Origin of the sequence: Salipiger mangrovisoli, assembly GCF_015223355.1 — a bacterium.
Classification (GTDB): Bacteria; Pseudomonadota; Alphaproteobacteria; order Rhodobacterales; family Rhodobacteraceae; genus Salipiger; species Salipiger mangrovisoli.
The window spans coordinates 14,958-38,377 of record NZ_JADFFK010000008.1 but is presented as its reverse complement, the minus strand read 5'-3'; the positions used below and the strand labels follow the sequence as shown (position 1 = coordinate 38,377).

21 protein-coding genes are annotated in these 23,420 nt (G+C 68.2%); 14 read left to right on the top strand and 7 right to left on the bottom strand.

Annotated features, from left to right (window positions below; genetic code table 11):
* Positions 1 to 13: 13 nt before the first annotated feature.
* Together IQ782_RS11880 and IQ782_RS11875 are read right to left on the bottom strand one after the other, a co-directional pair.
* A complete protein-coding gene (locus IQ782_RS11880) occupies positions 14 to 1,135 on the bottom strand; it encodes a CaiB/BaiF CoA transferase family protein (protein WP_194134862.1) in 1,122 nt (373 codons plus the stop codon).
* Positions 1,135 to 2,355 (bottom strand): acyl-CoA dehydrogenase, encoded by a 1,221-nt coding sequence (locus IQ782_RS11875; RefSeq protein WP_194134861.1) that lies wholly within the window; start codon positions 2,353 to 2,355, stop codon positions 1,135 to 1,137. The genes IQ782_RS11880 and IQ782_RS11875 overlap by 1 nt, the downstream gene beginning before the upstream one ends.
* 128 nt (positions 2,356 to 2,483) lie before the next feature.
* On the opposite strand from IQ782_RS11875, the gene IQ782_RS11870 reads away from it, so the two are divergent.
* From IQ782_RS11870 to IQ782_RS11860, 3 genes are all read left to right on the top strand, one after another.
* Complete coding sequence (locus IQ782_RS11870) at positions 2,484 to 3,374, top strand: LysR substrate-binding domain-containing protein (protein WP_194134860.1); 891 nt, start codon at positions 2,484 to 2,486, stop codon at positions 3,372 to 3,374.
* A 148-nt stretch (positions 3,375 to 3,522) separates the two neighbouring features.
* Positions 3,523 to 4,758 carry a diaminopropionate ammonia-lyase gene (locus IQ782_RS11865; protein ID WP_194134859.1) on the top strand — a complete coding sequence of 412 codons (1,236 nt, stop codon included), beginning with the start codon at positions 3,523 to 3,525 and terminating at the stop codon, positions 4,756 to 4,758.
* A gap of 11 nt (positions 4,759 to 4,769) precedes the next feature.
* The gene (locus IQ782_RS11860) at positions 4,770 to 5,699 is read left to right on the top strand and encodes an N-carbamoyl-D-amino-acid hydrolase (protein WP_194134858.1); all 930 of its coding nucleotides are present in this window, start codon (positions 4,770 to 4,772) and stop codon (positions 5,697 to 5,699) included.
* A gap of 161 nt (positions 5,700 to 5,860) precedes the next feature.
* On the opposite strand, the gene IQ782_RS11855 is transcribed toward IQ782_RS11860, so the two are convergent.
* Positions 5,861 to 6,154: a YggT family protein gene (locus tag IQ782_RS11855; protein ID WP_095883109.1), complete on the bottom strand. Its 294-nt coding sequence runs from the start codon at positions 6,152 to 6,154 to the stop codon at positions 5,861 to 5,863.
* Positions 6,155 to 6,286: 132 nt separating this feature from the next.
* Here IQ782_RS11855 and IQ782_RS11850 point away from each other — a divergent pair, with 132 nt between their 5' ends.
* The 8 genes from IQ782_RS11850 (at position 6,287) to yaaA (ending at position 14,772) form a co-directional block, all read left to right on the top strand.
* Positions 6,287 to 6,865 carry an acyl-CoA thioesterase gene (locus IQ782_RS11850; protein WP_194134857.1) on the top strand — a complete coding sequence of 193 codons (579 nt, stop codon included), beginning with the start codon at positions 6,287 to 6,289 and terminating at the stop codon, positions 6,863 to 6,865.
* Between the two features lie 117 nt (positions 6,866 to 6,982).
* On the top strand, positions 6,983 to 8,347 hold the full coding sequence (locus tag IQ782_RS11845) for an MFS transporter (protein WP_194134856.1): 1,365 nt from the start codon (positions 6,983 to 6,985) through the stop codon (positions 8,345 to 8,347).
* A complete protein-coding gene (gene mepA, locus IQ782_RS11840) occupies positions 8,344 to 9,276 on the top strand; it encodes a penicillin-insensitive murein endopeptidase (RefSeq protein ID WP_194134855.1) in 933 nt (310 codons plus the stop codon). Before IQ782_RS11845 ends, mepA begins: the two co-directional genes overlap by 4 nt.
* The gene (locus tag IQ782_RS11835) at positions 9,249 to 10,184 is read left to right on the top strand and encodes an esterase-like activity of phytase family protein (RefSeq protein ID WP_194134854.1); all 936 of its coding nucleotides are present in this window, start codon (positions 9,249 to 9,251) and stop codon (positions 10,182 to 10,184) included. Before mepA ends, IQ782_RS11835 begins: the two co-directional genes overlap by 28 nt.
* A gap of 65 nt (positions 10,185 to 10,249) precedes the next feature.
* The gene (locus IQ782_RS11830) at positions 10,250 to 10,891 is read left to right on the top strand and encodes a queuosine precursor transporter (protein WP_194134853.1); all 642 of its coding nucleotides are present in this window, start codon (positions 10,250 to 10,252) and stop codon (positions 10,889 to 10,891) included.
* A gap of 356 nt (positions 10,892 to 11,247) precedes the next feature.
* On the top strand, positions 11,248 to 11,667 hold the full coding sequence (arfB, locus tag IQ782_RS11825; protein ID WP_194134852.1) for an alternative ribosome rescue aminoacyl-tRNA hydrolase ArfB: 420 nt from the start codon (positions 11,248 to 11,250) through the stop codon (positions 11,665 to 11,667).
* Positions 11,668 to 11,896: 229 nt separating this feature from the next.
* Positions 11,897 to 13,954: a DNA helicase RecQ gene (gene recQ, locus IQ782_RS11820; RefSeq protein ID WP_194134851.1), complete on the top strand. Its 2,058-nt coding sequence runs from the start codon at positions 11,897 to 11,899 to the stop codon at positions 13,952 to 13,954.
* Positions 13,955 to 13,995: 41 nt separating this feature from the next.
* Positions 13,996 to 14,772 carry a peroxide stress protein YaaA gene (gene yaaA / locus IQ782_RS11815; RefSeq protein WP_194134850.1) on the top strand — a complete coding sequence of 259 codons (777 nt, stop codon included), beginning with the start codon at positions 13,996 to 13,998 and terminating at the stop codon, positions 14,770 to 14,772.
* On the opposite strand, the gene IQ782_RS11810 is transcribed toward yaaA, so the two are convergent.
* Positions 14,754 to 16,916, bottom strand: a complete 2,163-nt coding sequence (locus tag IQ782_RS11810; RefSeq protein ID WP_194134849.1) for a PAS-domain containing protein — start codon at positions 16,914 to 16,916, stop codon at positions 14,754 to 14,756. The two genes, yaaA and IQ782_RS11810, sit on opposite strands and share 19 nt — an antisense overlap.
* A gap of 201 nt (positions 16,917 to 17,117) precedes the next feature.
* On the opposite strand from IQ782_RS11810, the gene IQ782_RS11805 reads away from it, so the two are divergent.
* On the top strand, positions 17,118 to 17,672 hold the full coding sequence (locus IQ782_RS11805; RefSeq protein WP_194134848.1) for a putative glycolipid-binding domain-containing protein: 555 nt from the start codon (positions 17,118 to 17,120) through the stop codon (positions 17,670 to 17,672).
* 67 nt (positions 17,673 to 17,739) lie between these two features.
* Here the strand turns inward: IQ782_RS11805 and IQ782_RS11800 are convergent, their stop codons facing one another.
* From IQ782_RS11800 to IQ782_RS11790, 3 genes are all read right to left on the bottom strand, one after another.
* Positions 17,740 to 17,916: a hypothetical protein gene (locus tag IQ782_RS11800; RefSeq protein ID WP_194134847.1), complete on the bottom strand. Its 177-nt coding sequence runs from the start codon at positions 17,914 to 17,916 to the stop codon at positions 17,740 to 17,742.
* Positions 17,917 to 18,095: 179 nt separating this feature from the next.
* Positions 18,096 to 19,286, bottom strand: a complete 1,191-nt coding sequence (locus IQ782_RS11795; protein ID WP_194134846.1) for an acetyl-CoA C-acyltransferase family protein — start codon at positions 19,284 to 19,286, stop codon at positions 18,096 to 18,098.
* Positions 19,287 to 19,362: 76 nt separating this feature from the next.
* Positions 19,363 to 20,769 carry a mechanosensitive ion channel family protein gene (locus tag IQ782_RS11790; protein ID WP_194134845.1) on the bottom strand — a complete coding sequence of 469 codons (1,407 nt, stop codon included), beginning with the start codon at positions 20,767 to 20,769 and terminating at the stop codon, positions 19,363 to 19,365.
* Positions 20,770 to 21,272: 503 nt separating this feature from the next.
* Here IQ782_RS11790 and leuC point away from each other — a divergent pair.
* Positions 21,273 to 22,694 carry a 3-isopropylmalate dehydratase large subunit gene (gene leuC, locus IQ782_RS11785; protein WP_194134844.1) on the top strand — a complete coding sequence of 474 codons (1,422 nt, stop codon included), beginning with the start codon at positions 21,273 to 21,275 and terminating at the stop codon, positions 22,692 to 22,694.
* A 119-nt stretch (positions 22,695 to 22,813) separates the two neighbouring features.
* On the top strand, positions 22,814 to 23,419 hold the full coding sequence (gene leuD, locus IQ782_RS11780) for a 3-isopropylmalate dehydratase small subunit (protein WP_194134843.1): 606 nt from the start codon (positions 22,814 to 22,816) through the stop codon (positions 23,417 to 23,419).
* Position 23,420 lies beyond the last annotated feature (1 nt).

Genomic DNA, 23,420 nt, shown 5'->3' with positions numbered 1-23,420 from the left:
TTTCTCTAAGGCCTCAGCCCTGTCCCAGCTTCGGCGCGGGCCGCGCCGAGACCAGCGGCGTCTCGGACAGGCGGATGGGCGTGCGGATGCCCGGCACGCCATCGGCCTCCACCTTCATCCCCCGCGCGATCACCTGCGGGTTCTCGAACACCTGATCGACCGAGTTGATCGGCCCGGCAGGCACCGTGGCCTTCTCCAGGGCCGCCAGCAGTTCCCCCCGGTCCCAGCGCGCCAATGCCTCGACCAAGGCAGGGCGCAGCAATTCGCGATGCGCCACCCGCGCCTCGTTGGTGGCAAAGCGCGCGTCCTCGGCCAGCGTCAGCCCCAGCACGTCGCAGAGCCGGGCGAATTGCCCGTCATTGCCCACGGCGAGGATCAGGTCACCCGAGCCGGTCGGCAGCACCTCGTAGGGGGCGATATTGGGATGCGCATTGCCCAGCCGCCGGGGGGCGCGGCCAGTGGCGAGGTAATTCATCCCCTGGTTGGCCAGCACCCCCACGGCGCAATCGAGCAGCGCCATATCAACCACTTGCCCCTGCCCGGTGCGCTCGCGCGCCGCCAGCGCCGCCTGGATGCCGATCACCGAGTAAAGCCCGGTGAAAATGTCGGCAAAGGCCACGCCGACCTTCTGCGGTTCACCCTCGGGGCTGCCCGTCAGGTCCATCCAGCCCGCCATGCCCTGGATCAGGAAGTCATACCCTGCCCGCTCGGCATAGGGGCCGTCCTGCCCGAAGCCGGTGATCGAGCAATAGACCAGCCGGGGGTTGATCTCGCGCAGGCTCTCGTAGTCGAGGCCATACTTGCGGAGCCCGCCAAGCTTGAAGTTCTCGATGACCACGTCGGCATCCGCCACCAGCTCGCGCACGAGCGCCTGCCCCTCGGCGGTGCGGAAATCCGCGACCACCGAGCGCTTGCCGCGGTTCGTCGCGTGGAAATAGGCGGCAGACCGGTCGCCCTCGCGCTCGATGAAGGGCGGCCCCCAGCGGCGGGTGTCGTCGCCCTCGGGGGCCTCGACCTTGATCACCTCGGCGCCGAGGTCGGCCAGCACCTGCCCGGCCCAGGGCCCGGCGAGGATGCGCGCGAGCTCGATCACGCGCACCCCGTGCATGGGAGGCAACTGGGGGGGAAGCTGCATCAGAAGAACGCCTGGATGCCGGTCTGCGCGCGCCCCAAGATCAGCGCGTGCACGTCATGGGTGCCCTCGTAGGTGTTCACCGTCTCGAGGTTCGCCGCGTGGCGCATCACGCCGTATTCGATCTGGATGCCGTTGCCGCCGTGCATGTCGCGGGCCATCCGCGCGATATCCAGCGCCTTGCCGCAGTTGTTGCGCTTGATCAGCGAGACCATCTCGGGCGCGGCGCGGCCCTCGTCCATCAGCCGCCCGGTGCGCAGGCAGACCTGAAGCCCCAGCGCGATCTCGGTCTGCATGTCGGCCAGCTTCTTCTGGAAGAGCTGCGTGCCGGCCAGCGGCTTGCCGAACTGCTTGCGGTCGAGCCCGTATTGGCGCGCCTGGTGCCAGCAGAACTCGGCGGCGCCCATGACGCCCCAGGCGATGCCGTAACGCGCGCGGTTGAGACAGCCGAACGGCCCCTTCAGACCCTCGACGTTGGGCAGCAGCGCATCCTCGCCGACCTCGACGTCATCCATGACGATCTCGCCGGTGATGCTCGCCCGCAGCGACAGCTTGCCGCCGATCTTCGGCGCGCTGAGGCCCTTCATGCCCTTCTCCAGAACGAAGCCGCGAATCTTGCCGCCGTGCGCCTCGGACTTGGCCCAGACCACGAAGACATCGGCGATCGGCGCGTTCGAGATCCACATCTTGGACCCCTTGAGCACGTAGCCGCCCTCGGTCTTCACCGCGCGGGTCTTCATGCCCGCCGGGTCCGAGCCCGCGTCAGGCTCGGTCAGGCCGAAGCAGCCGATCCACTCGCCGCTGGCGAGCTTCGGCAGGTACTTCATGCGCTGCTCTTCCGAGCCGTAGGCGTAGATCGGGTACATCACGAGCGAGGACTGCACCGACATCATCGACCGGTAGCCGCTGTCCACCCGCTCGACCTCGCGCGCGACGAGGCCGTAGGCCACGTAGCCCGCGCCGATGCCGCCATAGGCCTCGGGGATGGTCGAGCCGAGCAGACCCAGCTCGCCCATCTCGCGGAAGATCTCGGGATCGGTGTGCTCGTCGAGATAGGCGTGCTCGACGCGCGGCAGCAGCTTTTCCTGCGCAAAGGCATGGGCGGTGTCGCTGATCATCCGCTCTTCCTCGGTCAGCTGCTCGCGGAACAGGAACGGGTCCTCCCAGTTGAACGAGGCAAGCGCGGGCTGTTCCTTGGGCTTGAGATGGGACAGGTCGGTCATCGGGAGGCTCCTTCGGAGGGATCATGCGTTTGGCGCGCAGACTAGCGATGCCGCGCGCCTCTGGAAAACGATTTGATTTGCTCATGTCATGACAAAAAATCATAATCTCCACATCCAAGGAGACCCGGATGCGCAAACCCTACATGCCCAGTGTCGGCGAACTTGAAGCCTTCGTCGCCTGCGCCCGGCGCGGCACCACGACCATGGCCGCCGAGAGCTTGAACCTCACGCAGAGCGCCATCTCGCGCTCGCTCGCCGCCCTGGAAGACCGGCTCGGCGTCGCGCTCTTCCTGCGCGTGCGCCAGAGGCTGGTGCTCTCCCCTGCGGGACAGGCCTTTCTGCTGCAGGCCGAGAAGGTGCTGGGCGAGCTCGATGGCGCGGCAATGGGGGTCATGGCCTTCGGCGGGCAATCGACCGTGCTGCGCCTCGCGGTGCTGCCGAGCTTCGCCCGAACCTGGCTGATTCCGCGCCTGCCGAGCTTTGCCCGGTCGGCGCCCGGCATCACCCTCGACCTCACGGCGCGCCTGCAGCCGGTGGAGTTTGCCCGCGACCCCTTCGACCTCGCGCTTATGCGCAGCCAGCATGAAACTCCCGGCACGAGTGCCGAAACCGTCGCCCGCGAGGAAATGGTGGTGGTCGCCGCCCCGCCCCTGCTCGCGGGCCGGGCGGAACTCACCGACACCGAGCTTCTGGATCTCCCCCTTCTCCAGCAATCCACCCGCCCGACGCTCTGGCTCGACTGGTTCCGCGGCAGCGACACAGACGCCCGCCGCATCCTGCGCGGCGCGCGCTTCGATCACTTCGACATGATTCTCGACGCGGCGACCGCCGGGCTCGGCGTCGGCATCGTTCCAGAGATCATCGCCCGCCCCGCCCTCGCCAGCGGCCATCTCGCCCTCGCCGCCCAGCGCCGTTTCGACACCGGCGAGCGCTACGCGCTGATCCTGCCGGAGCGCAGCGCAGGAAGCGCCGAGGTCGGTGCTTTCCGGGACTGGCTTCTGAGCGAAATCGCCGCCTGAGCAGCCCAGACCCGCGCCGCAGCCGAACGCCCCGCTTGAGCTGCCCGATTATTCAGCACAGGCTTTCGCTGGCGCCTCCAGCGGCGCAGCGGACCTTTGCATAGTCCGAACTTTCTTCTTCAGTACAGCAGACCACCGGAAGGACATCATGGCCGAGGAACTTACCCGCAACGCAGGCACGGACGCAGCCTTCACCCTGGTCCTGAACGCGCAGGCTGTTCCCGGCTCGCAATGGACCGAGGGCCAGAACGCCATACTCAGCGACGCGGGTTTCGCCACCGCGGCGGACACCATCCGCGCCTGGCCCGGCTATGCCGAGACGCCGCTGGTCGCGCTGCCGGCGCTGGCCGCCGAGACCGGCGTGGCGAGCCTCCACTACAAGGACGAGGGCAGCCGTTTCGGCCTCGGCAGCTTCAAGGCGCTCGGCGGCGCCTACGCCGTGGCGCGGCTGTTGCAGGCGGAACTCACCGCCCGTCTCGGCCGCACCGTGAGCATGGAGGAGATCACCTCCCGCGCCCTGCCCGAGGCCGCCGGGATCACCGTCTGCTGCGCCACCGACGGCAACCACGGCCGCTCGGTCGCCTGGGGCGCGCAGAACTTCGGCTGCGGCTGCGTGATCTTCATCCATGCCACCGTCTCCGAGGGGCGCAAATCCGCCATCGAAGCCTTCGGCGCCGAGGTCCGCCGCGTCCCCGGCACCTATGACGACTCGGTGCGCGAGGCCCAGGAAGTGGCGAACGCGAACGGATGGTTCGTGGTCTCCGACACCTCCTATCCCGGCTACATGGACGTGCCGCGCGACGTGATGCAGGGCTACGAGATCATGGCCGCCGAGGCGCTTGACGCGCTGGATCAGCCGCCCACCCACATCTTCCTGCAGACCGGTGTCGGCGGCATGGCCGCGGCGGTCACCGCGCAGGCCGTGCGTCGCTACGGCACGGACCGCCCGAAGATCGTGCTCTGCGACCCCGACCGCGCGGCCTGCTTCCTCGCCTCCTACCGCACCGGCGCCCGCACAGCGGTGCATGGCGATCTCGACACGCTGATGGCGGGGCTCGCCTGTGGCGAGGTCTCGGCGCTGGCTTGGGAGATCCTTCAGGACCACGGCGACGCAGTCATGGCCCTCACCGATGCCGCCGCCATCGCGGCCATGCGCCGCCTCGCCTTCCCCCGGGGCGGCGATCCCGCGCTGGTCGCGGGCGAGTCCGCCGTCGCCGGGGTTGCCGGGCTGCGTCTTGCCATGTCCGACCCCGAGGCGCGCGCCCTGCTCGGCCTCGACGCTGGCTCCCGCGTTCTGACCTTTGGCACCGAGGGCGACACCGACCCCGCGCTCTACGAAGACCTCGTGGGCGCGCCCGCCGACCAGATCAGACCAACTCCCTGAAAGGATCCGCCATGAGCCGCAAGTTCACCGTCGCCGCCGCCCAACTCGGTCCCATCGCGAAGGAAGAGCCGCGCAACTCCGCCGTTGCCCGGCTCTGCGCGATGATGCGCGAGGCGAAGGCGCGCGGCGCGGCGCTCGTGGTCTTCCCGGAACTTGCCCTCACCACCTTCTTCCCGCGCTGGTTCATCGAGGCCGGCCCCGAGCTCGATCAGTGGTTCGAAACCGAGATGCCCAACGACGCCACCGCGCCGCTCTTCACGCTGGCGAAACAGCTCGGGATCGGCTTCCACCTCGGCTACGCCGAGCTGACCCCGGACGGACACCACTACAACACGGCGATCCTCGTCGGCCCCGACGGCGAGATCGCCGGCAAGTACCGCAAGATCCACCTCCCCGGCCACTGGGAGAACGAAGAGTGGCGCCCCTTCCAGCACCTCGAGAAGCGCTACTTCGAGAAGGGCGACCTGGGCTGGCCGGTCTTCGACATGCTCGGCGGAAAGCTTGGCATGTGCATCTGCAACGACCGCCGCTGGCCCGAGACCTGGCGGGTGCTCGGCCTCGGCGGCGCCGAGCTGGTCTGCCTCGGCTACAATACCCCGATCCATTTCGCGCCCGCGCCCGAGCATGACCACCTGCAGTATTTCCACAATGAGCTCTCGGTGATGGCGGGCTGCTACCAGAACGGCACCTGGGGCGTCGCGGTGGCCAAGGCCGGACTGGAGGAAGGCTCGGTGCTGATCGGCGGCAGCGTCATCGTCGCGCCCACCGGCGAGATCGTCGCCAAGGCCAGCACCTCGGGCGACGAGGTGATCTGCGCCGAGGTCGACCTCGACCGCTGCGCCGAGATCCGCGCCAATGTCTTCAACTTCGAAGAGCACCGCGAGCCGCAGGACTACCTGCCGATCACCGCGCCCAAGACCAAGCGCCGCGCCGCCGAGTAACGCGGCACCCAAAGAGCGTATTTGAAAAGAGAAGAAGCGGAGGACGCCCGCCCTCCGTGTCTTCTTCTAGGCTCAAATATCTCGGGGGAGAGGCGCGCAGCGCCTCGGGGGCAGAGCCCCCACCCTTCGGCGGCGCGCGGCCGCGCCGCGGCGCATGCCGGTCAGTAGCCGTAGAAGAACCCGGCGTTGTTCGCGAGGATGATGCGGATCGCGTAGATGCCGATCAGCGTCACCAGCGGCGCAAGGTCGAGGCCGCCCATCGGCGGCAGCACCCGGCGGATGGTGGAATAGATCGGCTCGAGCAGGCGGTTCAGCCCGTCCCAGATCTGCGCGACCAGCGGCTGGCGCAGGTTCAGCACCTGGAAGTTGATGAGCCAGCTCATGATCACGTGCGCGATGATGATGAACCAGATCACGTCGAGGATCAGCATCAGGATCTGGAACAGCGATTGCATGCGGGTGCGCCCTTTGTGAGTAAAACCGACCCAAGACCTAGGCAGCCGCGCGGCAAACCTCAAGAGTGCCGCGAGGTCGTGGTTGACGCTGGCGTCACCCTGCGACCCCTTTGCTCTCCGAAAGGAGCGCCCATGTACCCGTTTCTGCGCCTCGCCAAGGAACTCTTCCTCGTCCGCAACGCCCCGCCGCTCGCCCCCGGCGAGGTCAGCGTCACACGCCATGTCTGCTGGCCCTGGGATCTCGACATGTTCGCCGAGCTCAACAATGGCCGGGTGCTGACGCTCTACGATCTCGGCAGGATGCCGATGGCCCGGCGCAGCGGCCTGCTGGCACTGCTGAAGCGCGAGCGCTGGGGCTTTGCCGTCGCCGGGGCCATGGTGCGCTACCGCAAGCGGGTGAAGCTTTTCGACCGCATCGAGATGCGCAGCCGGGTGATCGGCTGGGACGCGCGCTTCATCTACATCGAGCAGAGCATGTGGAAATCGGATGGCGACTGCGCCAGCCACGCGATCTACCGGGTCGCGGTGACCTCGGCGGCCGGGATGATCCTGCCCGAACGGGTGATGGCGCTGCTGGGGGCCGACACCGCCTCGCCGCCCCTGCCCGCCTGGGTCAGGAGCTGGATCGAGGCCGAGGCGCAGCGCCCCTGGCCGCCGATGCAGGAGCCGGCGCCGGCGCCGCTGCACCTCGCCGAGGAAGACGCCGCCTGATTCCCCCGGCGGCACGGCGCCGGCCGGGAATTCACCACGCAGGCCGGGTGCCGTCTTGCCTTGGACAGGGGCTGTCTGTTCTATCGCCCGGCAGGCAACCGCAGGGCAGGACGGCAGATGACGAGGCAGGGCAGCAGACGCGACGGGTCGGACGGTCGCCTCAGACGGCGGATCTGGGGCTGGTTCTTCTTCGACTGGGCCAGCCAGCCCTACAACACGCTGCTGATCACCTTCATCTTCGCGCCCTACGTGAAGGAACTGGTCGGCGACGGCAGCGCTGCGCAGGCGGCCTGGGGCTTCGGCATCGGGGCGGCGGGCGTGGTCATCGCGCTGCTGGCCCCGGTGCTGGGCGCGCTGGCCGACAGCGGCGGCCACCGGCTGCGCTGGATCTGGCTGTTCTCGGCGCTCTACGTGATCGGCGCCGCCATGCTCTGGTTCGCCGCGCCCGGAAGTTTCAGCCTCGCCGCCACGCTGGTCTTCTTCGCGCTCGGCCTGATCGGCATGGAGTTCGCCACGATTTTCACCAATGCCATGCTGCCGGACCTTGGCCCGCGTGACCAGATCGGCCGGATCTCGGGCAATGGCTGGGCCTTCGGCTATGTCGGCGGGCTGATCTCGCTGGCGCTGACGCTGGCGCTCTTTGCCGAGAGCGCGGCAACCGGCAAGACCTTGCTCGGCCTCGACCCTGTGTTCGGGCTCGACGCCGCCCAGCGCGAGGGCACCCGCGCCGTCGGGCCGCTCACCGCGCTGTGGTACGCGGTCTTCATGATTCCCTTCTTCCTGTGGGTGAAGGAACCAAGACCCGCGTCCCCTGCGCGGGGTGCCATCCGCCGCGGCCTGGCGCAGCTGAAGGATACGCTGCGCCACCTGCCGCGCCGCCCGTCGCTCTTTGCCTATCTCTCGGCCTCGATGTTCTACCGCGACGCGCTGAACGGCATGTACGCCTTTGGCGGGATCTACGCCGCGGGCGTGCTCGGCTGGTCGGTGGTCGACACCGGCGTCTTCGGCATCCTCGCGATCATCTCCGGCGCGCTTTTCGCCTGGCTCGGCGGCAAGGCTGACACCCGTCTCGGGCCGAAGCCGGTGATCGCCGCGATGGTCGTGCTGCTTGCGCTGGTGGCGCTCGCCATCGTGCTCGTCGACCGCCAAAGCGTCTTCGGCGTGCCGGTCTCCGAGGGCTCGAAGCTGCCCGACCTCGCCTTCTACCTCTTCGGCGTGGTGATCGGGGCCTGCGGCGGCGTTCTGCAATCCGCCTCGCGCAGCATGATGGTGCGCCAGGCCGATCCCGCGCGCATGACCGAGGCCTTCGGGCTCTACGCGCTCTCGGGCAAGGCGACGTCCTTCCTTGCCCCTCTTCTCATCGGCGCGGTCACCGCGATCAGCGGATCGCAACGCATTGGCGTCACGCCGCTCATCTTCCTTTTCGTCCTGGGCCTCTGTCTGCTACGCTGGGTCAAATCAGACGGAGATCGAGCAGAATGATCCGCACCCTGACCCGCCTCACCCTGGCCTCCACGCTCGCGCTTGCGCTGGCCTCCTGCAGCGATGACCGGCCCGCGCCGCGGGTGACGAGCACCGACGCCCTGCCCAAGGTCACCGGCGTCATCTCGACCAAGAACGCCAAGGAGGTCTTCGGGGCCCAGAGCGTCTCGGCCCGGATGACCCCCGCGTCCTTCGGCTCCTATTCCAAGGGCTGCGTCGCCGGCGCGCGACAGCTGCCCGAGACCGGGCCGACCTGGCAGGCCATGCGCCTGTCGCGCAACCGCAACTGGGGACATCCCGAGCTGGTCGGCTTTCTAGAGGACCTGTCGCGCAAGGCCGCGGCCCTGCCCGGCTGGAACGGGCTCTATGTCGGCGACATGAGCCAGCCGCGCGGCGGGCCGATGACTTCGGGCCACGCAAGCCACCAGATGGGGCTCGATGCCGACATCTGGATGCGTCCCACCGACACGCTGAGCCTGACCCGGCAACAACGCGAGGACATCTCCTCGATCTCGATGCAACGCGCTTCGGGGGCCTATGTGAACGACAAATGGACGCCGCAGCACCACGCCTTGCTCAAGGCCGCGGCGCAGGACCCGCGGGTCGCGCGGATCTTCGTCTTCCCCGGCGCCAAGGTGCAGATGTGCAAGGATGAAAAGGGCGATCGCGCCTGGCTGAGCAAGATCCGCCCCTGGTGGGGGCATCACTACCACTTCCATGTGCGGCTGAACTGCCCGCGCGGGGACGCTTCCTGCGTCAACCAGGCGCCGCCGCCGCCGGGCGATGGCTGCGCCGACGCGCAGGCCTGGGTGAACAACATCCTCAACCCTCCGAAGCCCGACCCGAACGCGCCCAAGCCCAAGCCCAAGCGTGACCTGGTGATGGGAGACCTTCCGGCGCAATGCGCATCCGTCGTCGCAGCGCAGTGATCGTCGCGGGGCTGGCTTGCCTCCTGGCGGTCTCGGCCTGCGCCGGATCGCCGGAAGCTACCGCCAGCGCCCGCTACATCGGCACCTATACCTGGAGCGATTCGCATGACCGCTTCGGCGGCTTCTCGGGGCTGGAGGTCAGCGACGACGGCCTGCAGTTCACCGCGATCAGCGATCGCGGCAGTATCGTCATGGGCCATTTCACGCGCGCCGCAACCTCCGGCAGGATCACCGGTCTCGCGGCGAGCCCGGTGGAAAAACTGCTCGACGAGACCGGCACGCGGATCCACCCCGACATCGACGACGCCGAGGGGCTGGCGATCGGCGCGGACGGACGTCTCTACGTCTCCTTCGAAGGTCCGCCGCGCATCCACGCCTCGGAGCGCTACGACCTGCCCGCAACCGTGCTCCCGCGCGGTTCCTTCTACCCGCAACTGCAAAACAACTCCGGCATGGAGGCGCTGGCCATCGATGACCGGGGCCGGCTGCTGACCCTGCCCGAACGCTCTGGCCAGATCACCCGGCCCTTCCCGGTCTGGCGGCTGGAGAACGGAACCTGGAGCCATGTCTTCGACCTGCCGCGGCGCGGCGGCTATCTCGCCGTCGGGGCCGACATCGGGCCGGATGGGCGGTTCTACCTGCTGGAGCGCGAGTTCACCGGCTACGCCTTCCGCAGCCGCGTGCGTCGCTTCGACATCGCGGGCGACGTTCCGCGCAACGAGGCGACGCTCCTTGAGAGCACACCGTTCGAGCACGACAACCTCGAAGGTCTGGCGGTCTGGAGCCCGGAACCGGGGCGGATCCGGCTGACGATGATCTCGGATGACAACTTCAAGTTCTTCCAGAAAACCCAGCTGGTCGAATACGAGCTGCCGGAATCGCTTGATCCGCGCGCACTCAGCCAGTAAAGACCCGTCCGTCCGCCGGTCAGGTGGGCCGAGTTCCCCGCCACCTTGTAAAACGGGTCACCCTCATGACACGCGCCTACCTTCCCGGCATCCTTGCCATGGCCGCCACCGTGCTGGCCTCGAACATCCTCGTGCAGATTCTCTTTGGTCAATGGCTGACCTGGGGCGCCTTCACCTATCCCGTCGCCTTCCTCGTCACCGACCTGATGAACCGCCTCTACGGCGTGCAGGCCGCGCGCAAGGTGGTACTCGCCGGCTTCGTCACCGGGGTGATCTGCTCGCTGATCGGCACGCAGGTGATGCTCCAGGGCGACGGCTACACCTATCCCGCGGTCACGCTGCGGGTCGCCATCGGGTCCGGCGCCGCCTTCCTCGCCGCGCAGATGATGGACGTCAGCATCTTCGACAGGTTGAGGGGCGGCGCCTGGTGGCGCGCACCGCTGGCCTCGACCCTCGTCGGCAGCTCGCTCGACACGGCGATTTTCTTCTTGGTGGCCTTCGCCGGGTCGCTGAGCTTCCTCGAGCCGGGCAACGACGTGTCCTGGGCCAATGAAACACTGCCGTTGCTCGGCGTGGGCCCCGTCGTGCCGCTCTGGGTCTCGCTGGGCCTGGCCGACTGGTTGGTGAAGCTGTCGCTGGCGATCCTTGCCCTCGCGCCCTTCCGGATGATCGTTTCTAAGGCAGTTTCCTCGCGGGCAATCGCCTGAAGCTGCAAAAACGCTTTGCGGATGTGCTTTTCCATGGCACGCTGAAATTGCGTTTTCAAAACAGCTGAAAGGAGGTGATCCAGTGTCTAGAGAAGCATTGGAGAAGGGTGTTGGGACAGTTCGGAGGGCAGTACGCTAGGGCAGCCCCTGGCGTGAAGGAACCCGAATTGGCGCTGCCCTAACCGGCCCCGCCTCCTTGACGTCTCGAATGGGTCACGCGACAGGCCGCGTGGCCCATTTCACTTTCGAGACCCGCTTTCAGAAATGGCCCGTGCCCGCTCCGGCGCGGGCCGTTTGCTCATCCGCCGCAACCGCTACCTGCTTGCGCCGCCCCGGCGCCGCGCTAAATTCCGCCCATGCTGCGCATCACCGACACCCTACACATCGAGGACTGGGAACTCACCGAGCAGTTCATCCGCGCCTCCGGCCCCGGCGGGCAGAACGTCAACAAGGTCTCGACCGCCGTCGAACTGCGGTTCGAGGCCGAGCGCTCGCCGAACCTGCCCGCCCCGGTGAAAGCCCGGCTGAAGCGGCTCGCCGGGCGGCGCTGGAGCAAGGATGGCGCGCTGATCCTGCAGGTCGAGGACACCCGCAGCCAGGCCCGCAACCGCGAGATCGCCCGCGAGCGCCTCGCCGAGCTGATCCGCAAGGCGCTGGAAAAGCCGCGCCGCCGCATCGCCACCAAGCCGACGCTCGGCTCCAAGAACCGCCGGATCAAGGCCAAGAAGGAACGCGGCGAGGTCAAGGCCATGCGCGGCAAGGTCGATCCGGATTGAGACCCCGCAAAATGGGGGCGCTGCCCCCTCTTCGCTACGCGAATTCACCCCCGGGATATTTTTGCCTAGAAGAAGACCCGGCCGCGCGGCTTTCTTCTCTTTCCAAATACGCAAACCCGCCGCCCACCAGGGCGAACCACGCGTCGGAAGGGGCGCGGGGCCTTGTTCACCGAATCTTAGTGTGAGAGTCTGCGTTGTAGAGCAGTCACACATAATCAGGCCCCCAGCCATGCCACGCGACACCGCGCCCGCCGAGGCGCTGCTGAAAGACATTTTCGGCTATGACGCCTTTCGTCCTGGTCAGGGCGAGATCGTCGCGGCCGTGGCGGCGGGGCACAATGTTCTGGCGATCATGCCCACCGGGGGCGGCAAGTCGCTCTGCTACCAGTTGCCGGCGCTGCTGCGCGGCGGGCTGACAGTAGTGATCTCGCCGCTGATCGCGCTGATGCGGGACCAGGTGCGCGGGCTGCGCGAGGCCGGCGTGGCGGCCGGCGCGCTGACCTCGGGCAACACCCAGGAGGAGACCGACGCCGTCTGGCAGGGGCTCGAGGACGGCTCGCTTAGGCTCCTTTACCTCGCGCCGGAACGGCTCGCTTCCACCGGCACGCAGCGGATGCTGGCGCAGGCGGGCGTCGGGCTGATCGCGGTCGACGAGGCGCATTGCGTCAGCCAGTGGGGGCATGATTTCCGCCCCGACTACCTGCGCATCGGCGAGCTGCGCCGCGCGCTGAACGTGCCGATCGCCGCCTTCACCGCCACCGCCGACCAGGAGACCCAGGCCGAGATCGTCACCCGGCTTTTCGACGGCCAGCAGCCTGAGACCTTCCTGCGCGGCTTCGACCGGCCCAACATCCACCTCGCCTTTTCCCCCAAGGACAGCCCCCGTGCGCAGATCCTGCGCTTCGCCGCCGCCCGCCGGGGCCGCTCGGGCATCGTCTATTGCGGCACCCGCGCCAAGACCGAAGCGCTGTCAAAGGCGCTCGGCGACGAGGGGCACCCCACCTGCTTCTACCACGGCGGCATGGAGGCCGAGGCCCGGCGCGCCGTCGAGGAGCGCTTCGCCACCGAGGACGGGCTGATCGTCTGCGCCACGGTCGCCTTCGGCATGGGGGTCGACAAGCCCGACATCCGCTGGGTCGCCCATGCCGACCTTCCGAAGAGCATCGAGGCCTACTACCAGGAGATCGGCCGCGCCGGGCGTGACGGCGCGCCTGCGGAAACGCTCACCCTCTACGGCGCCGACGACATCCGCCTGCGCCGCGCGCAGATCGACGAAGGCATGGCGCCGCCCGAGCGGCGGGTTGCCGACCACGGCCGGCTCAACGCGCTGCTCGGGCTCGCCGAAGCGCTGGAATGCCGGCGCCAGACCCTGCTGCGCTATTTCGGCGAAGACGCCGCGCCCTGCGGCAACTGCGATCTCTGCGACAGCCCGCCGGAGGTCTTCGACGGCACCGAGGCGGTGCGCAAGGCGCTCTCGGCGGCGCTGCGCACCGGCGAGAATTTCGGCGCCGGGCACCTGATCGACATCCTTCTGGGCAATGAGACCGACAAGGTGCGCCAGCGCGGCCATGATGGCTTGCCGACCTTCGGCGTCGGCAAGGACCTGAAGAAAGGCCAATGGCAGGCGGTGTTCCGGCAGATGATGGGGCGTGACCTCGTGCGCCCCGACCCCGAGCGCCACGGCGCGCTGGTGATGACCGAGGCCGCCCGCCCGATCCTGCGCGGGGAAGAGAGCATCGCGCTGCGCCGCGACGTGATCGACAAGGCCGCCGAGCGCCGCCCGCAGGTCAAGACGCTTGTGTCGGAAGAGGACGCGCCGCTGATGTCGGCGCTGAAGGCCAAACGCCGTGCGTTGGCCGAGGCGGCGTCCTTGCCCGCCTACATGATCTTCCCCGACCGCACGCTGATCGAGATGGCCGAGCGCCGCCCCGAGACGCTGGACCAGATGGGGGCGATCAGCGGCGTCGGCGCCAAGAAGCTCGAACGCTACGGTGCCGAGTTCCTCTCGGTGATCACCGGCGGCGCGCCGGAGGAGACGCATCCGCTGCGCATGCGCGCCGCCGCGCGCGGCACCGGCGATCTCTACGACCGGCTGATGAGCGCCCAGGCCGAACTGATCCGCGGCGAGGACGGCACCGAGAAGCCGCTCTCCTGCTCCGCCTCGCTGCTCGCCAAGATCGCCGGGCTGCGCGATCCCGCGCCCGAGGATCTGGAGCGGATTCTCGGCGACCGACGGTTTGAACGTTTCGGTCCGGCCTTTATGGACCTTCTCGCCGAAGCTGGTTAGAACCATTCCAAGTTCTGGATCTGTTCAAGGAGTGACCGCGAATGCTCGTGGTGATTTCGCCCGCGAAGAAACTGGATTGGGCACCCCGTGACACCGAGATGACGACGCCGGATTTCGGCGAGGATGCGCTGCGCCTGGTCGAGACCGCGCGCGGCCTGACCACCGGTGACCTGAAGAAGCTGATGCACCTGTCGGACAGTCTCGCAAATCTCAACCACGAGCGCTTCCGCGACTATGCAGAAGAGCCCGAGATCGAGGCGCTGCGCCCCGCCGCCCTGGCCTTTGCCGGTGACACCTACCAGGGGCTCGACGCCAGCTCGCTCGATCCCGAGGAAATGGACTACGCGCAGGATCACCTGCGGATCCTGTCGGGCCTCTACGGCGTGCTGCGTCCGCGCGACGCCATCCAGCCCTACCGGCTGGAGATGGGCTCGCGCCTGAAGACCGAGCGCGGCAAGTCGCTCTACGACTACTGGGGCGACCAGCTGTCGAATGCGCTGAACGCGCAGGGCGAGACCACCGGCGCCGAGGTCCTGGTGAACTGCGCCAGCCAGGAATATTTCGGCGCGGTCGCCCCCAAGGCGCTGAAGCTGCGGGTGATCACCCCGCAGTTCCTCGAGGACAAGGACGGCGCGCCCAAGGTGGTCAGCTTCTATGCCAAGCGCGCCCGCGGCGCGATGGCCCGCTTCATCGTCACCCGCCGGATCACCAACCCCGAAGGGCTGCGCGACTTCGATCTCGGCGGCTATGCCTATGACGCCGAGCGCTCGACCGAGGATCAGCCGGTGTTCATCCGGCCCTATTCCAACGCCGCCTGATCCGGTGGCGGCTCTGGCGCGGCCGCGGTCGCGCCGGGCACCCCCCAGCGCTCGATGAGCCGCGCCAGCTCGGCCTTGCGCAGCGGCTTGGTGAGGTAGTCGTCGAGCCCCGCCGCCAGCAGTGCCTCGCGGTCGCCGCTCATCGCATGCGCCGTGACCGCGATGATCGGCACCCGCGGCCCGGCGCCCTCCAGCGCGCGGATGCGATGCGTCGCCTCCTTGCCGTCCATTCCCGGCATCGAGATATCCATGAACACGAGGTCCGGACGCCGCGCCTCGAATTCGCCGACCGCCTCGGCCCCGTCACAGGCGAAGCGCAGCGCAAGATCGCGCCCCAGCGCTTCGGCCATCTTGCGGAACACCAGCTGGTTGGTGCGGTTGTCCTCTGCCAGCAGCACATCGAGCGGCGGCAGCGCCGGCGCTTCTGCCGCGGTCACCTCACCGCCGAGCAGGGCGGCCCCCCCGCTCAACGGCAACGGCAGGCGCAAGCCAAAGAGCGCGCCCCGGCCGAGCTCGGACTCGACCCAGAGCGCCCCGCCCATCATCTCGACCAGCCGCCGGGTGATCGCGAGCCCGAGCCCGGTGCCCTCGAAAGCGCGGTTGCGCGCGTCCTCGACCTGGTTGAACTCGCCGAAAATATGCTCAAGCTTGTCGGCCGCGATGCCGATGCCGGTATCCTCGACACGGATCTCCAGCTCCGCCACCGCGCCAACGACCTGTCCGGCAACGCTGATCCCGACCGTGCCCTCAGCGGTGAACTTCACCGCATTTCCGGCAAGGTTGGTCAGGATTTGCCGGAGTCTCCCGGCGTCGCCGATGAAGCGGCGCGGCAGCTCCGCCGCGTAGTCCACCCGCAGCGCCACGCCCTTTTCCTGCGCCGCGGGCCGCAGCAACCGCGCCACCTCGTCAATCGCCCGCTCGAGATCGAAGGGATCGGCGGCGATCACCAGCCGCCCGGCCTCGATCTTGGAGTAGTCGAGGATGTCATTGATGATCAGCAACAATGCCTCGCCCGAACTGCGGATGGTCTCGGCGTAGACCCTCTGTTCCTCGCCGAGCGGACCGTCCATCAGCAGCTCGGCCATGCCCACCACCCCGTTCATCGGCGTCCTGATCTCGTGGCTCATGTTGGCCAGGAAGGAAGATTTGGCATGGCTGGCGACCTCGGCCCGTTGCCGCGCCTCCTCGAGCTCCTGCTGGATGCGCTTGGCCTCGGTGATGTCGATGCGCAGCCCGACCCGCCCGCCGTCGGAGAGCGGCCGCTCGTAGACCCGCAGCCAGCGGCCGTCGCCAAGCTGCTGCTCGAGCGCCCGCCCGGCACCGCGATGCGCCGCCAGCCGCTCCTCCAGCCAGGCCTCCTCGCGGCCCTCCGCCTCGCGGTACTGTCCGCGCCCGAGCCCGTAGCGCAGGATGTCCTCGAAGCTGGCACCGGGCAGGATCGCCGGCGCACTGGCGGCGTAGATCTCCCGATAGGTCTCGTTGCACATCAGCAGCCGGTCCTCCGCATCGTAGAGCACGAAGCCGTCCGGAAGCTCTTCCAGCGCCGACCACATGCGCATGAGCTCGGTGATGTCGAAGCTCAGCGTCACCACCCCGCCGTCGGGCAAATGGCGGTCCTGCAATTGCAGGAACTGGCCGGTGTAGATGCGGATGGTCTCGGTCGGGATCGGATCGGCCTCCCAGCGCGCGGCCATGCGGCCGCGCCAGTCGTCGCCATGCTCGCCCTGCAGATCGACGATTCCCTCCTCGACCATCATGTCCAGAACATGCGCGTAGCCCGCGCCGGGGCGGATCGTGTCAAGCCCGTCGAAAAGCTCCAGCCAGGCGGGATTCGCCAGTTCCATCCGCCGCTCGGCGTTGAAGGTGGCGAAGCCGTCGCGCATGCACGAGAGCGCGGTCCAGAGCTGCCCCTCGACAAGCTCGATCTTCTGGTGCGCCGCGCCGAGCTGGGTTTTGACCCGCAGGTTCTCGTCGCGCACCGTGGCGACCTCGGCGCGGGTTTCGGTGATCTCGTGGCTGAGCTGGCGCGCATGGGTGTTCAGCTTCCGGTTGGCGGCGAAAAGCTCCGCCTGCTTCAGCTCCAGCAGGCGCTCTGCCGCCAGGCGCGCGCGCCGTTCCTCGGCCAGACGTGCCGCGATCTCCATGCTCCAAGCCCTCTGCGACCGACCCAGCATGGGCGGGGCAAGGTGAAGATCGTCTTAAGAAAACCGATGCAAAACGCCCGCTTGCCTTTACCTTAGGGCAGGGGCACCATGGTACAGCCAACCGTGGGAGGAGTTGGACATGCCCCAGTCGATCACCGATTTGTGTCCCGGTCCCGCCGGTGCCAGCGGCAGCGTCCGCGCATGAGCGAGACGCTGGCAACCATCCATTGGCGCGCGCTCGACCGCGACGGCGAGGACAAATGCCGCCTCGCCCGGCTCGAGGATGGCTACATGCTGGTCGGCCATGCCCGCTTTCGCGACGGCACCGGCTGGGCGGCGCTCGACTACGTCGTCCGCTGCGGGCCGGACTGGATGACGCGCAGCGCCGATGTCACCGGCACCGCCGGCGGCGAAGAGGTGCGCACGCGGCTCACCCGGCAGAACGGTGCCTGGCTGGTCAACGGCACGGCGCAGCCCGATCTTGCCGAATGCACCGATGTCGATTTTGCCTTTACCCCGGCCACCAGCCTGATGCCGCTGCGCCGCCTGCCCGAGGTCGGACGGCTGACCGTCTGCGCCGCCTGGCTGCGCCTGCCAGGCCCTCGGCTCGATCCGCTCGACCAGAGCTACACCCGTGAACGCGGCGGGCTGATCGGCTACGAGGCGGCACAGACCGGCCACTGCGCGCAGATCACCGTGGACCCGCAGGGCTTCCCGACGCTCTACCCCGGCCTGTGGAAACGCGTCGAACTCTGAACGCTGCCTGACTTGCGCTCCGGCGATGCCCAGGGCAACGAACGCCTCCTCCTCCGTGCCCCGAGTGTCAGCCGTGCCGCCCCGGTTGCGGCGGGTTCGCCGAAAGGAACGCGATCTTGTTGCCCTGGGCATTGCGCAGATCGCCGACGAGGAAATGCGGCCCCTCGCCAGTGCCGCCCGCGGCGCGCGCCGCAGCATGCCGCGCGCGCACCTGGCTCTGGCTTTTCGCCTCGGCGGCAATCATGCGTCGCACCTGCTTCCGGCGGCCCCGCCCAAATCTCCAGCCTCCGGGCCTGTGGGCGCCCGGCAGCCTCGCCTGCCACCCCTTTCTTCTAGGGAAAAATATCCTGGGGAGCGCGAGGGGCAAAGCCCCTCGCTTGCGGGCAGCCGGGCCAAGGGCACCAGCCGAAGGATGCGCCGCCCTCAGACCCGTTCGATGGCCAGTGCGATGCCCTGCCCGCCGCCGATGCACATGGTGATCAGCGCCCGGCGGCCACCGGTTCGCTCCAGCTCGTAAAGCGCCTTGACCGCGAGGATCGCGCCGGTGGCGCCGATCGGGTGGCCGAGCGCGATGGCGCCGCCGTTCGGATTGACCTTGGCCGGATCAAGGCCGAGCCCCTTGTTGACCGCCAGAGCCTGCGCGGCAAAGGCCTCGTTGCTCTCGATCACGTCGAAATCGGCAAGCGACAGCCCCGTGCGCACCAGCAGGTTCTCCACCGCCGGGACCGGGCCGATGCCCATGACCTCGGGGCGGACCCCGGCGTGGGCGTAGCCCAGCACGCGGGCGCGCGGCGTCAGTCCCGCCGCCGCCGCGGCCTCGCCGCGCGCCAGCACCAGCGCCGCCGCCCCATCGTTCAGCCCCGAAGCGTTGCCCGCGGTCACCGACCCTGCGCGGTCGAAGGCCGGGCGCAGCCCCGCCAGCTTCTCCAGCGAGCTCGCCTTGGGGTGCTCGTCGGTGTCGAAGACCACCGTGTCGCGGCGCGAGGCGATCTCCACCGGCACGATCTGCTCCTTGAAGAAGCCTGCCTCGATGGCCTTGGCGGCGCGCTGCTGGCTTTCCAGGGCGAAGGCGTCCTGCGCCTCGCGGCTGATGTCGTGCTCCTTGGCAACATTCTCCGCGGTGATCCCCATGTGGCCGGTGCCAAAGGGGCAGCTGAGCGCCCCCAGCATCATGTCGACGGTGCGGATGTCGCCCATCTTGTGACCCCAGCGCTGGTCGGGGATGATGTAGGGCGCGCGGCTCATGCTCTCGGCCCCGCCGACCAGCGCGAAGTTCGCATCGCCCAGCATCAGCGCCTGCACACCCGAGACGATCGCCTGCGCGCCCGACCCGCAGAGCCGGTTGACGTTCATCGCCGGGGTGGTGTCGGGGATGCCCGCCTGCATCGCGGCAACCCGCGACAGGTACATGTCGCGCGGCTCGGTGTTCAGCACGTGGCCAAAGACCACCTGGCCGATCTGCCCGCCCTCGACCCCGGCGCGTTCCAGCGCTGCTTTTGCCGCCGTGGTGCCGAGTTCGATCGGCGGCACCGACTTCAGCGCGCCGCCGAAAGTGCCGATGGCGGTGCGCGCGCCACTCAGGATGACGATTTCCTCAGAAGGATCGAAGGTCATGACGGATCTCCCATTCCGTAGCTTCTGCCGTAGCGTCTGCATGTCGCGCGGACCATGCCGCAGCGCGGCAGCAGTGTCAGCCGGGACGTTCCGTCACCTCGTCCGACCCGTTGCCCGGTGCCTCGCCCCGCCCGGCTGCCGCGCCATTGCCCGCCGGGACCTCGGCCAGCATCCGCACCTCGCGCTGCGGGAAGGGAATCGAGATCCCCTGCGCCCTGAAGGCATCCCAGAGCGCGAGAAACACGTTGCCGCGGATGTTGGTCAGCCCCTGCGACGGGTCGATGATCCAGAACCGCAGGATGTAGTCCACGCTCGAGTCGCCGAAACCGGTGATGTGGCACACCGGCGGGCGGCTGCTCAGAACCCGGCCGACACCCTGCGCCGCCTCGATCGCCACCTTGCGCACCAGGTGCGGATCATCGCCGTAGGAGGTGCCGAAGGTGATGTCGACCCGGACAAGTTCGTTGGAATGCGACCAGTTGACCACCTGCCCGGTGATCATGTCCTCGTTGGGAATGAGGTATTCCTTGCCGTCGCGCGTGGTGATCGACACGTAGCGCGCGCCCAGCGCGTTGATCCATCCGAAGGTCTCGCCGATGGAGATCACGTCGCCCGGCTTGATCGACTTGTCGAGCAGGATGATGATCCCCGACACCAGGTTCGACACCACCTTCTGCAAGCCGAAGCCGAGGCCGACGCCGATGGCACCGGAGAGCACCGCGAGCCCGGTCAGATCCACCCCCGCCAGCTTGAGCGCGAAGAAGAAGGCCGCACCGTAAAGCGCCACCTGCAGGAATTTCACCGCCAGCACCTGCATCGAGGGGCTGATGCCCTCGTTGCGGCGGATGCTGGCGGCGCCCGCCGTCGTCAGGAAGCGCGCCACCGAGACCAGTGCCACGAGGATCACCACCGCCTGGAGGATCAGCCAGAGCGAGAGCTTGGAGTCGCCGAAGCTGACCGCGGCGCTTTCCAGCAGCGCCTGCGCCTCGTCGGTCAGGCCAAGGATCCAGATGGTGACATAGCCCCAGGCACCGTAGCGGATCAGCGAGCGCAACGCCGGGTTGCCGATCAGCCTGGTGATCAGCGCAATCACCAGCCAGGCCGTCGAGAGCTGCGCGATGATTTCCAAAAGGTAGGTGCGCGACGGCCAGGTGATCTGGTGCATGATGCCGATCACGTGCCAGATCAGCGTGACAAAGAGGATCATCCGCAACCGGCGGTGCAGCACCACAAGCAGCCGGATGCGCCACTTCGGCCAGCCCTCGCGGCCGCGCATCCACTCGTAGATCTTCGGACCGATGACCGCGCGGAGCAGATGCGCCACGGCAAAAAGCGCCAACGCGATCCCCAGCTGGTAGAACATCCAGGGCCGCAGCACGATGGCGAGGAAGGTGTCGATCTGCCCCAGCAGGGTCAGCCCGGTCTGTTGCAGCGCCTCGAAAGGCGTCAGGTCGGTCGGGGGCAGGTCGGTTTCCGGGTTCATGCGGTCGCGGGGCTCCTCATGCTCCCAGCGTGGCACCACATCGGATTTCGCTCAAGGCCATGGCGATCAATGTCTTGAGCCGATAGGACCCGGATCAGCGCTTTGGCAGATTCAGGGTGATCTCCTGCGCCTCGACCTGCGGCAGGCTGATCAGCAGCCCCCAGAGCAGCGTGGCGATCAGGACAAGGTGCATGGCATTCATCAAGGACATGATGTCTCCTCCACGGCGGTAACAAAACTACGCGCGGCCGCACCGAAAGGTTTCAATCCTTCCGGCAGCGCGCGGGATGGGTTGATCGACGCGCGGCAAAGGAGTATCCCCGCGACATGACTCGGCTTCTTGACCTCGGCGACCGCGTGCGTCTGCGCGAACGGTTCCACGGCGCGACCTTCACGGTTCTGGCCCGCCTATAAGGCTGTCTTAGCCCGCCCCGGCGCGGGGGCTTTCGACCTGCGCCAAGCCCAGCCAAATTCCAAGACATCTACACCCCGAGAGGACCCCCATGTCCGGCAAGACGCTCTACGACAAGATCTGGGATGCCCACGTCGTCCAGCAGGACGCAGATGGCACCTGCCTGCTCTACATCGACCGCCACCTCGTGCACGAGGTCACCTCGCCGCAGGCCTTCGAGGGCCTGCGCATGACCGGCCGCAAGGTCCGCGCCCCCGAGCGCACCATCGCCGTGCCCGACCACAACGTGCCGACGACCCTCGACCGTGAAAACGGCATCGAGAACGAGGAGAGCCGCATCCAGGTCGAGGCGCTCGACAAGAACGCCCGCGACTTCGGCGTGAACTACTACCCGGTCAGCGACGTCCGCCAGGGCATCGTGCACATCGTCGGCCCCGAGCAGGGCTGGACGCTGCCCGGCATGACCGTGGTCTGCGGCGACTCGCACACCGCCACCCACGGCGCCTTCGGCGCGCTGGCGCATGGCATCGGCACCTCCGAGGTCGAGCACGTGCTCGCCACCCAGACGCTGATCCAGTCCAAGTCGAAGAACATGAAGGTCGAGATCACCGGGCGGCTCGCGCCGGGCGTCACCGCCAAGGACATCACGCTCTCGGTCATCGGCCAGACCGGCACCGGTGGCGGCACCGGCTACGTCATCGAGTATTGCGGCGAGGCGATCCGCTCGCTGTCGATGGAAGGCCGGATGACCGTCTGCAACATGGCCATCGAGGGCGGTGCCCGTGCCGGCCTGATCGCACCCGACGAGACCACCTTTGAATATGTCAAAGGCCGCCCGCACGCGCCGAAGGGCGCGCAGTTCGAGGCCGCGCTCGCCTGGTGGAAGACGCTCTATTCCGATGACGACGCGCATTGGGACAAGGTCGTCACCATCAAGGGCGAGGACATCGCCCCCGTCGTCACCTGGGGCACCTCGCCCGAGGACGTGCTGGCGATCACCGATGTGGTGCCCGCGCCCGAGAGCTTCACCGGCGGCAAGGTCGAGGCGGCCAAGCGCGCGCTGCAGTACATGGGCCTCGAGGCCGGGCAGAAGCTGACCGACATCAAGATCGACACGGTGTTCATCGGCTCCTGCACCAACGGCCGGATCGAGGACCTGCGCGCAGCAGCCGAGATCCTCAAGGGCAAGAAGGTCAAGGACGGCATGCGCGCCATGGTCGTGCCGGGTTCCGGCCTCGTCCGCGCCCAGGCCGAGGAGGAGGGCCTTGCGCAGGTCTTCATCGACGCGGGCTTCGAGTGGCGGCTTGCCGGCTGCTCCATGTGCCTGGCGATGAACCCGGACCAGCTCGCCCCGGGCGAGCGTTGCGCGGCCACTTCGAACCGCAACTTCGAGGGCCGTCAGGGCAAGGGCGGGCGCACCCACCTCATGTCCCCGGCCATGGCGGCGGCGGCGGCGGTCACCGGCCACCTCACCGACGTGCGTGACTTCATGGCCGCGCCGGCCGAGGCCTGAGCGATCCCGGGGGTCCCCGCGCGGGACCCCTCCCCCAAGTCCGGCGGCTCCGGCCGGGCACCTGTGCCGATGGCGCAAGCGATGCCCCCGGAACCCGCCTCATCCCCAAGGAGGGACAGATGGAAAAATTCGAGAAGCTGACCGGGATCGCGGCGCCCATGCCGCTGGTGAACATCGACACCGACATGATCATCCCCAAGCAGTTCCTGAAGACGATCAAGCGCTCCGGCCTCGGCGTGCATGCCTTCGACGAGATGCGCTATCTCGACGACGGCTCGGAAAACCCCGAGTTCGTGCTGAACCAGCCCGCCTACCGCGAGGCCTCGGTGATCGTCGCCGGTGACAACTTCGGCTGCGGCTCGTCGCGCGAGCACGCGCCCTGGGCCCTCGCCGACTTCGGCATCAAGGTGGTGATCTCCACCTCCTTCGCCGACATCTTCTACAACAACTGCTTCAAGAACGGCATGCTGCCCATCGTCATGCCGCAAGAGGCGGTCGACGTGCTGATGAAGGATGCCGAGAAGGGGGCCAACGCCCGCATGACGGTGGACCTCGAGTCGCAGGTGGTCACCACTTCGGACGGCGAGGCCTTTGCCTTCGAGATCGACCCCTTCCGCAAGCACTGCCTGCTCGAGGGGCTCGACGACATCGGCCTGACCATGGAGAAGGCCGGTGCCATCGACAGCTTCGAGGCACAGGCCGCCCAGTCCCGCCCCTGGGTCTGAC

Excerpts from the sequence above, each read along its gene's own strand:
- IQ782_RS11835 (WP_194134854.1), top strand. The coding sequence starts at position 9,249 with ATGCGCATCCGTCGTCGCAGCGCAGTGATCGTCGCGGGGCTGGCTTGC.
- arfB (WP_194134852.1), top strand. The coding sequence starts at position 11,248 with ATGCTGCGCATCACCGACACCCTACACATCGAGGACTGGGAACTCACC.
- IQ782_RS11805 (WP_194134848.1), top strand. The coding sequence starts at position 17,118 with ATGAGCGAGACGCTGGCAACCATCCATTGGCGCGCGCTCGACCGCGAC.
- IQ782_RS11810 (WP_194134849.1), bottom strand. The coding sequence starts at position 16,916 with ATGGAGATCGCGGCACGTCTGGCCGAGGAACGGCGCGCGCGCCTGGCG.
- IQ782_RS11845 (WP_194134856.1), top strand. The coding sequence starts at position 6,983 with ATGACGAGGCAGGGCAGCAGACGCGACGGGTCGGACGGTCGCCTCAGA.
- mepA (WP_194134855.1), top strand. The coding sequence starts at position 8,344 with ATGATCCGCACCCTGACCCGCCTCACCCTGGCCTCCACGCTCGCGCTT.
- IQ782_RS11875 (WP_194134861.1), bottom strand. The coding sequence starts at position 2,355 with ATGACCGACCTGTCCCATCTCAAGCCCAAGGAACAGCCCGCGCTTGCC.
- IQ782_RS11880 (WP_194134862.1), bottom strand. The coding sequence starts at position 1,135 with ATGCAGCTTCCCCCCCAGTTGCCTCCCATGCACGGGGTGCGCGTGATC.
- IQ782_RS11870 (WP_194134860.1), top strand. The coding sequence starts at position 2,484 with ATGCGCAAACCCTACATGCCCAGTGTCGGCGAACTTGAAGCCTTCGTC.
- IQ782_RS11865 (WP_194134859.1), top strand. The coding sequence starts at position 3,523 with ATGGCCGAGGAACTTACCCGCAACGCAGGCACGGACGCAGCCTTCACC.
- leuC (WP_194134844.1), top strand. The coding sequence starts at position 21,273 with ATGTCCGGCAAGACGCTCTACGACAAGATCTGGGATGCCCACGTCGTC.
- IQ782_RS11855 (WP_095883109.1), bottom strand. The coding sequence starts at position 6,154 with ATGCAATCGCTGTTCCAGATCCTGATGCTGATCCTCGACGTGATCTGG.
- yaaA (WP_194134850.1), top strand. The coding sequence starts at position 13,996 with ATGCTCGTGGTGATTTCGCCCGCGAAGAAACTGGATTGGGCACCCCGT.
- recQ (WP_194134851.1), top strand. The coding sequence starts at position 11,897 with ATGCCACGCGACACCGCGCCCGCCGAGGCGCTGCTGAAAGACATTTTC.
- IQ782_RS11800 (WP_194134847.1), bottom strand. The coding sequence starts at position 17,916 with ATGATTGCCGCCGAGGCGAAAAGCCAGAGCCAGGTGCGCGCGCGGCAT.
- IQ782_RS11860 (WP_194134858.1), top strand. The coding sequence starts at position 4,770 with ATGAGCCGCAAGTTCACCGTCGCCGCCGCCCAACTCGGTCCCATCGCG.
- IQ782_RS11790 (WP_194134845.1), bottom strand. The coding sequence starts at position 20,769 with ATGAACCCGGAAACCGACCTGCCCCCGACCGACCTGACGCCTTTCGAG.
- IQ782_RS11850 (WP_194134857.1), top strand. The coding sequence starts at position 6,287 with ATGTACCCGTTTCTGCGCCTCGCCAAGGAACTCTTCCTCGTCCGCAAC.
- leuD (WP_194134843.1), top strand. The coding sequence starts at position 22,814 with ATGGAAAAATTCGAGAAGCTGACCGGGATCGCGGCGCCCATGCCGCTG.
- IQ782_RS11795 (WP_194134846.1), bottom strand. The coding sequence starts at position 19,286 with ATGACCTTCGATCCTTCTGAGGAAATCGTCATCCTGAGTGGCGCGCGC.
- IQ782_RS11830 (WP_194134853.1), top strand. The coding sequence starts at position 10,250 with ATGACACGCGCCTACCTTCCCGGCATCCTTGCCATGGCCGCCACCGTG.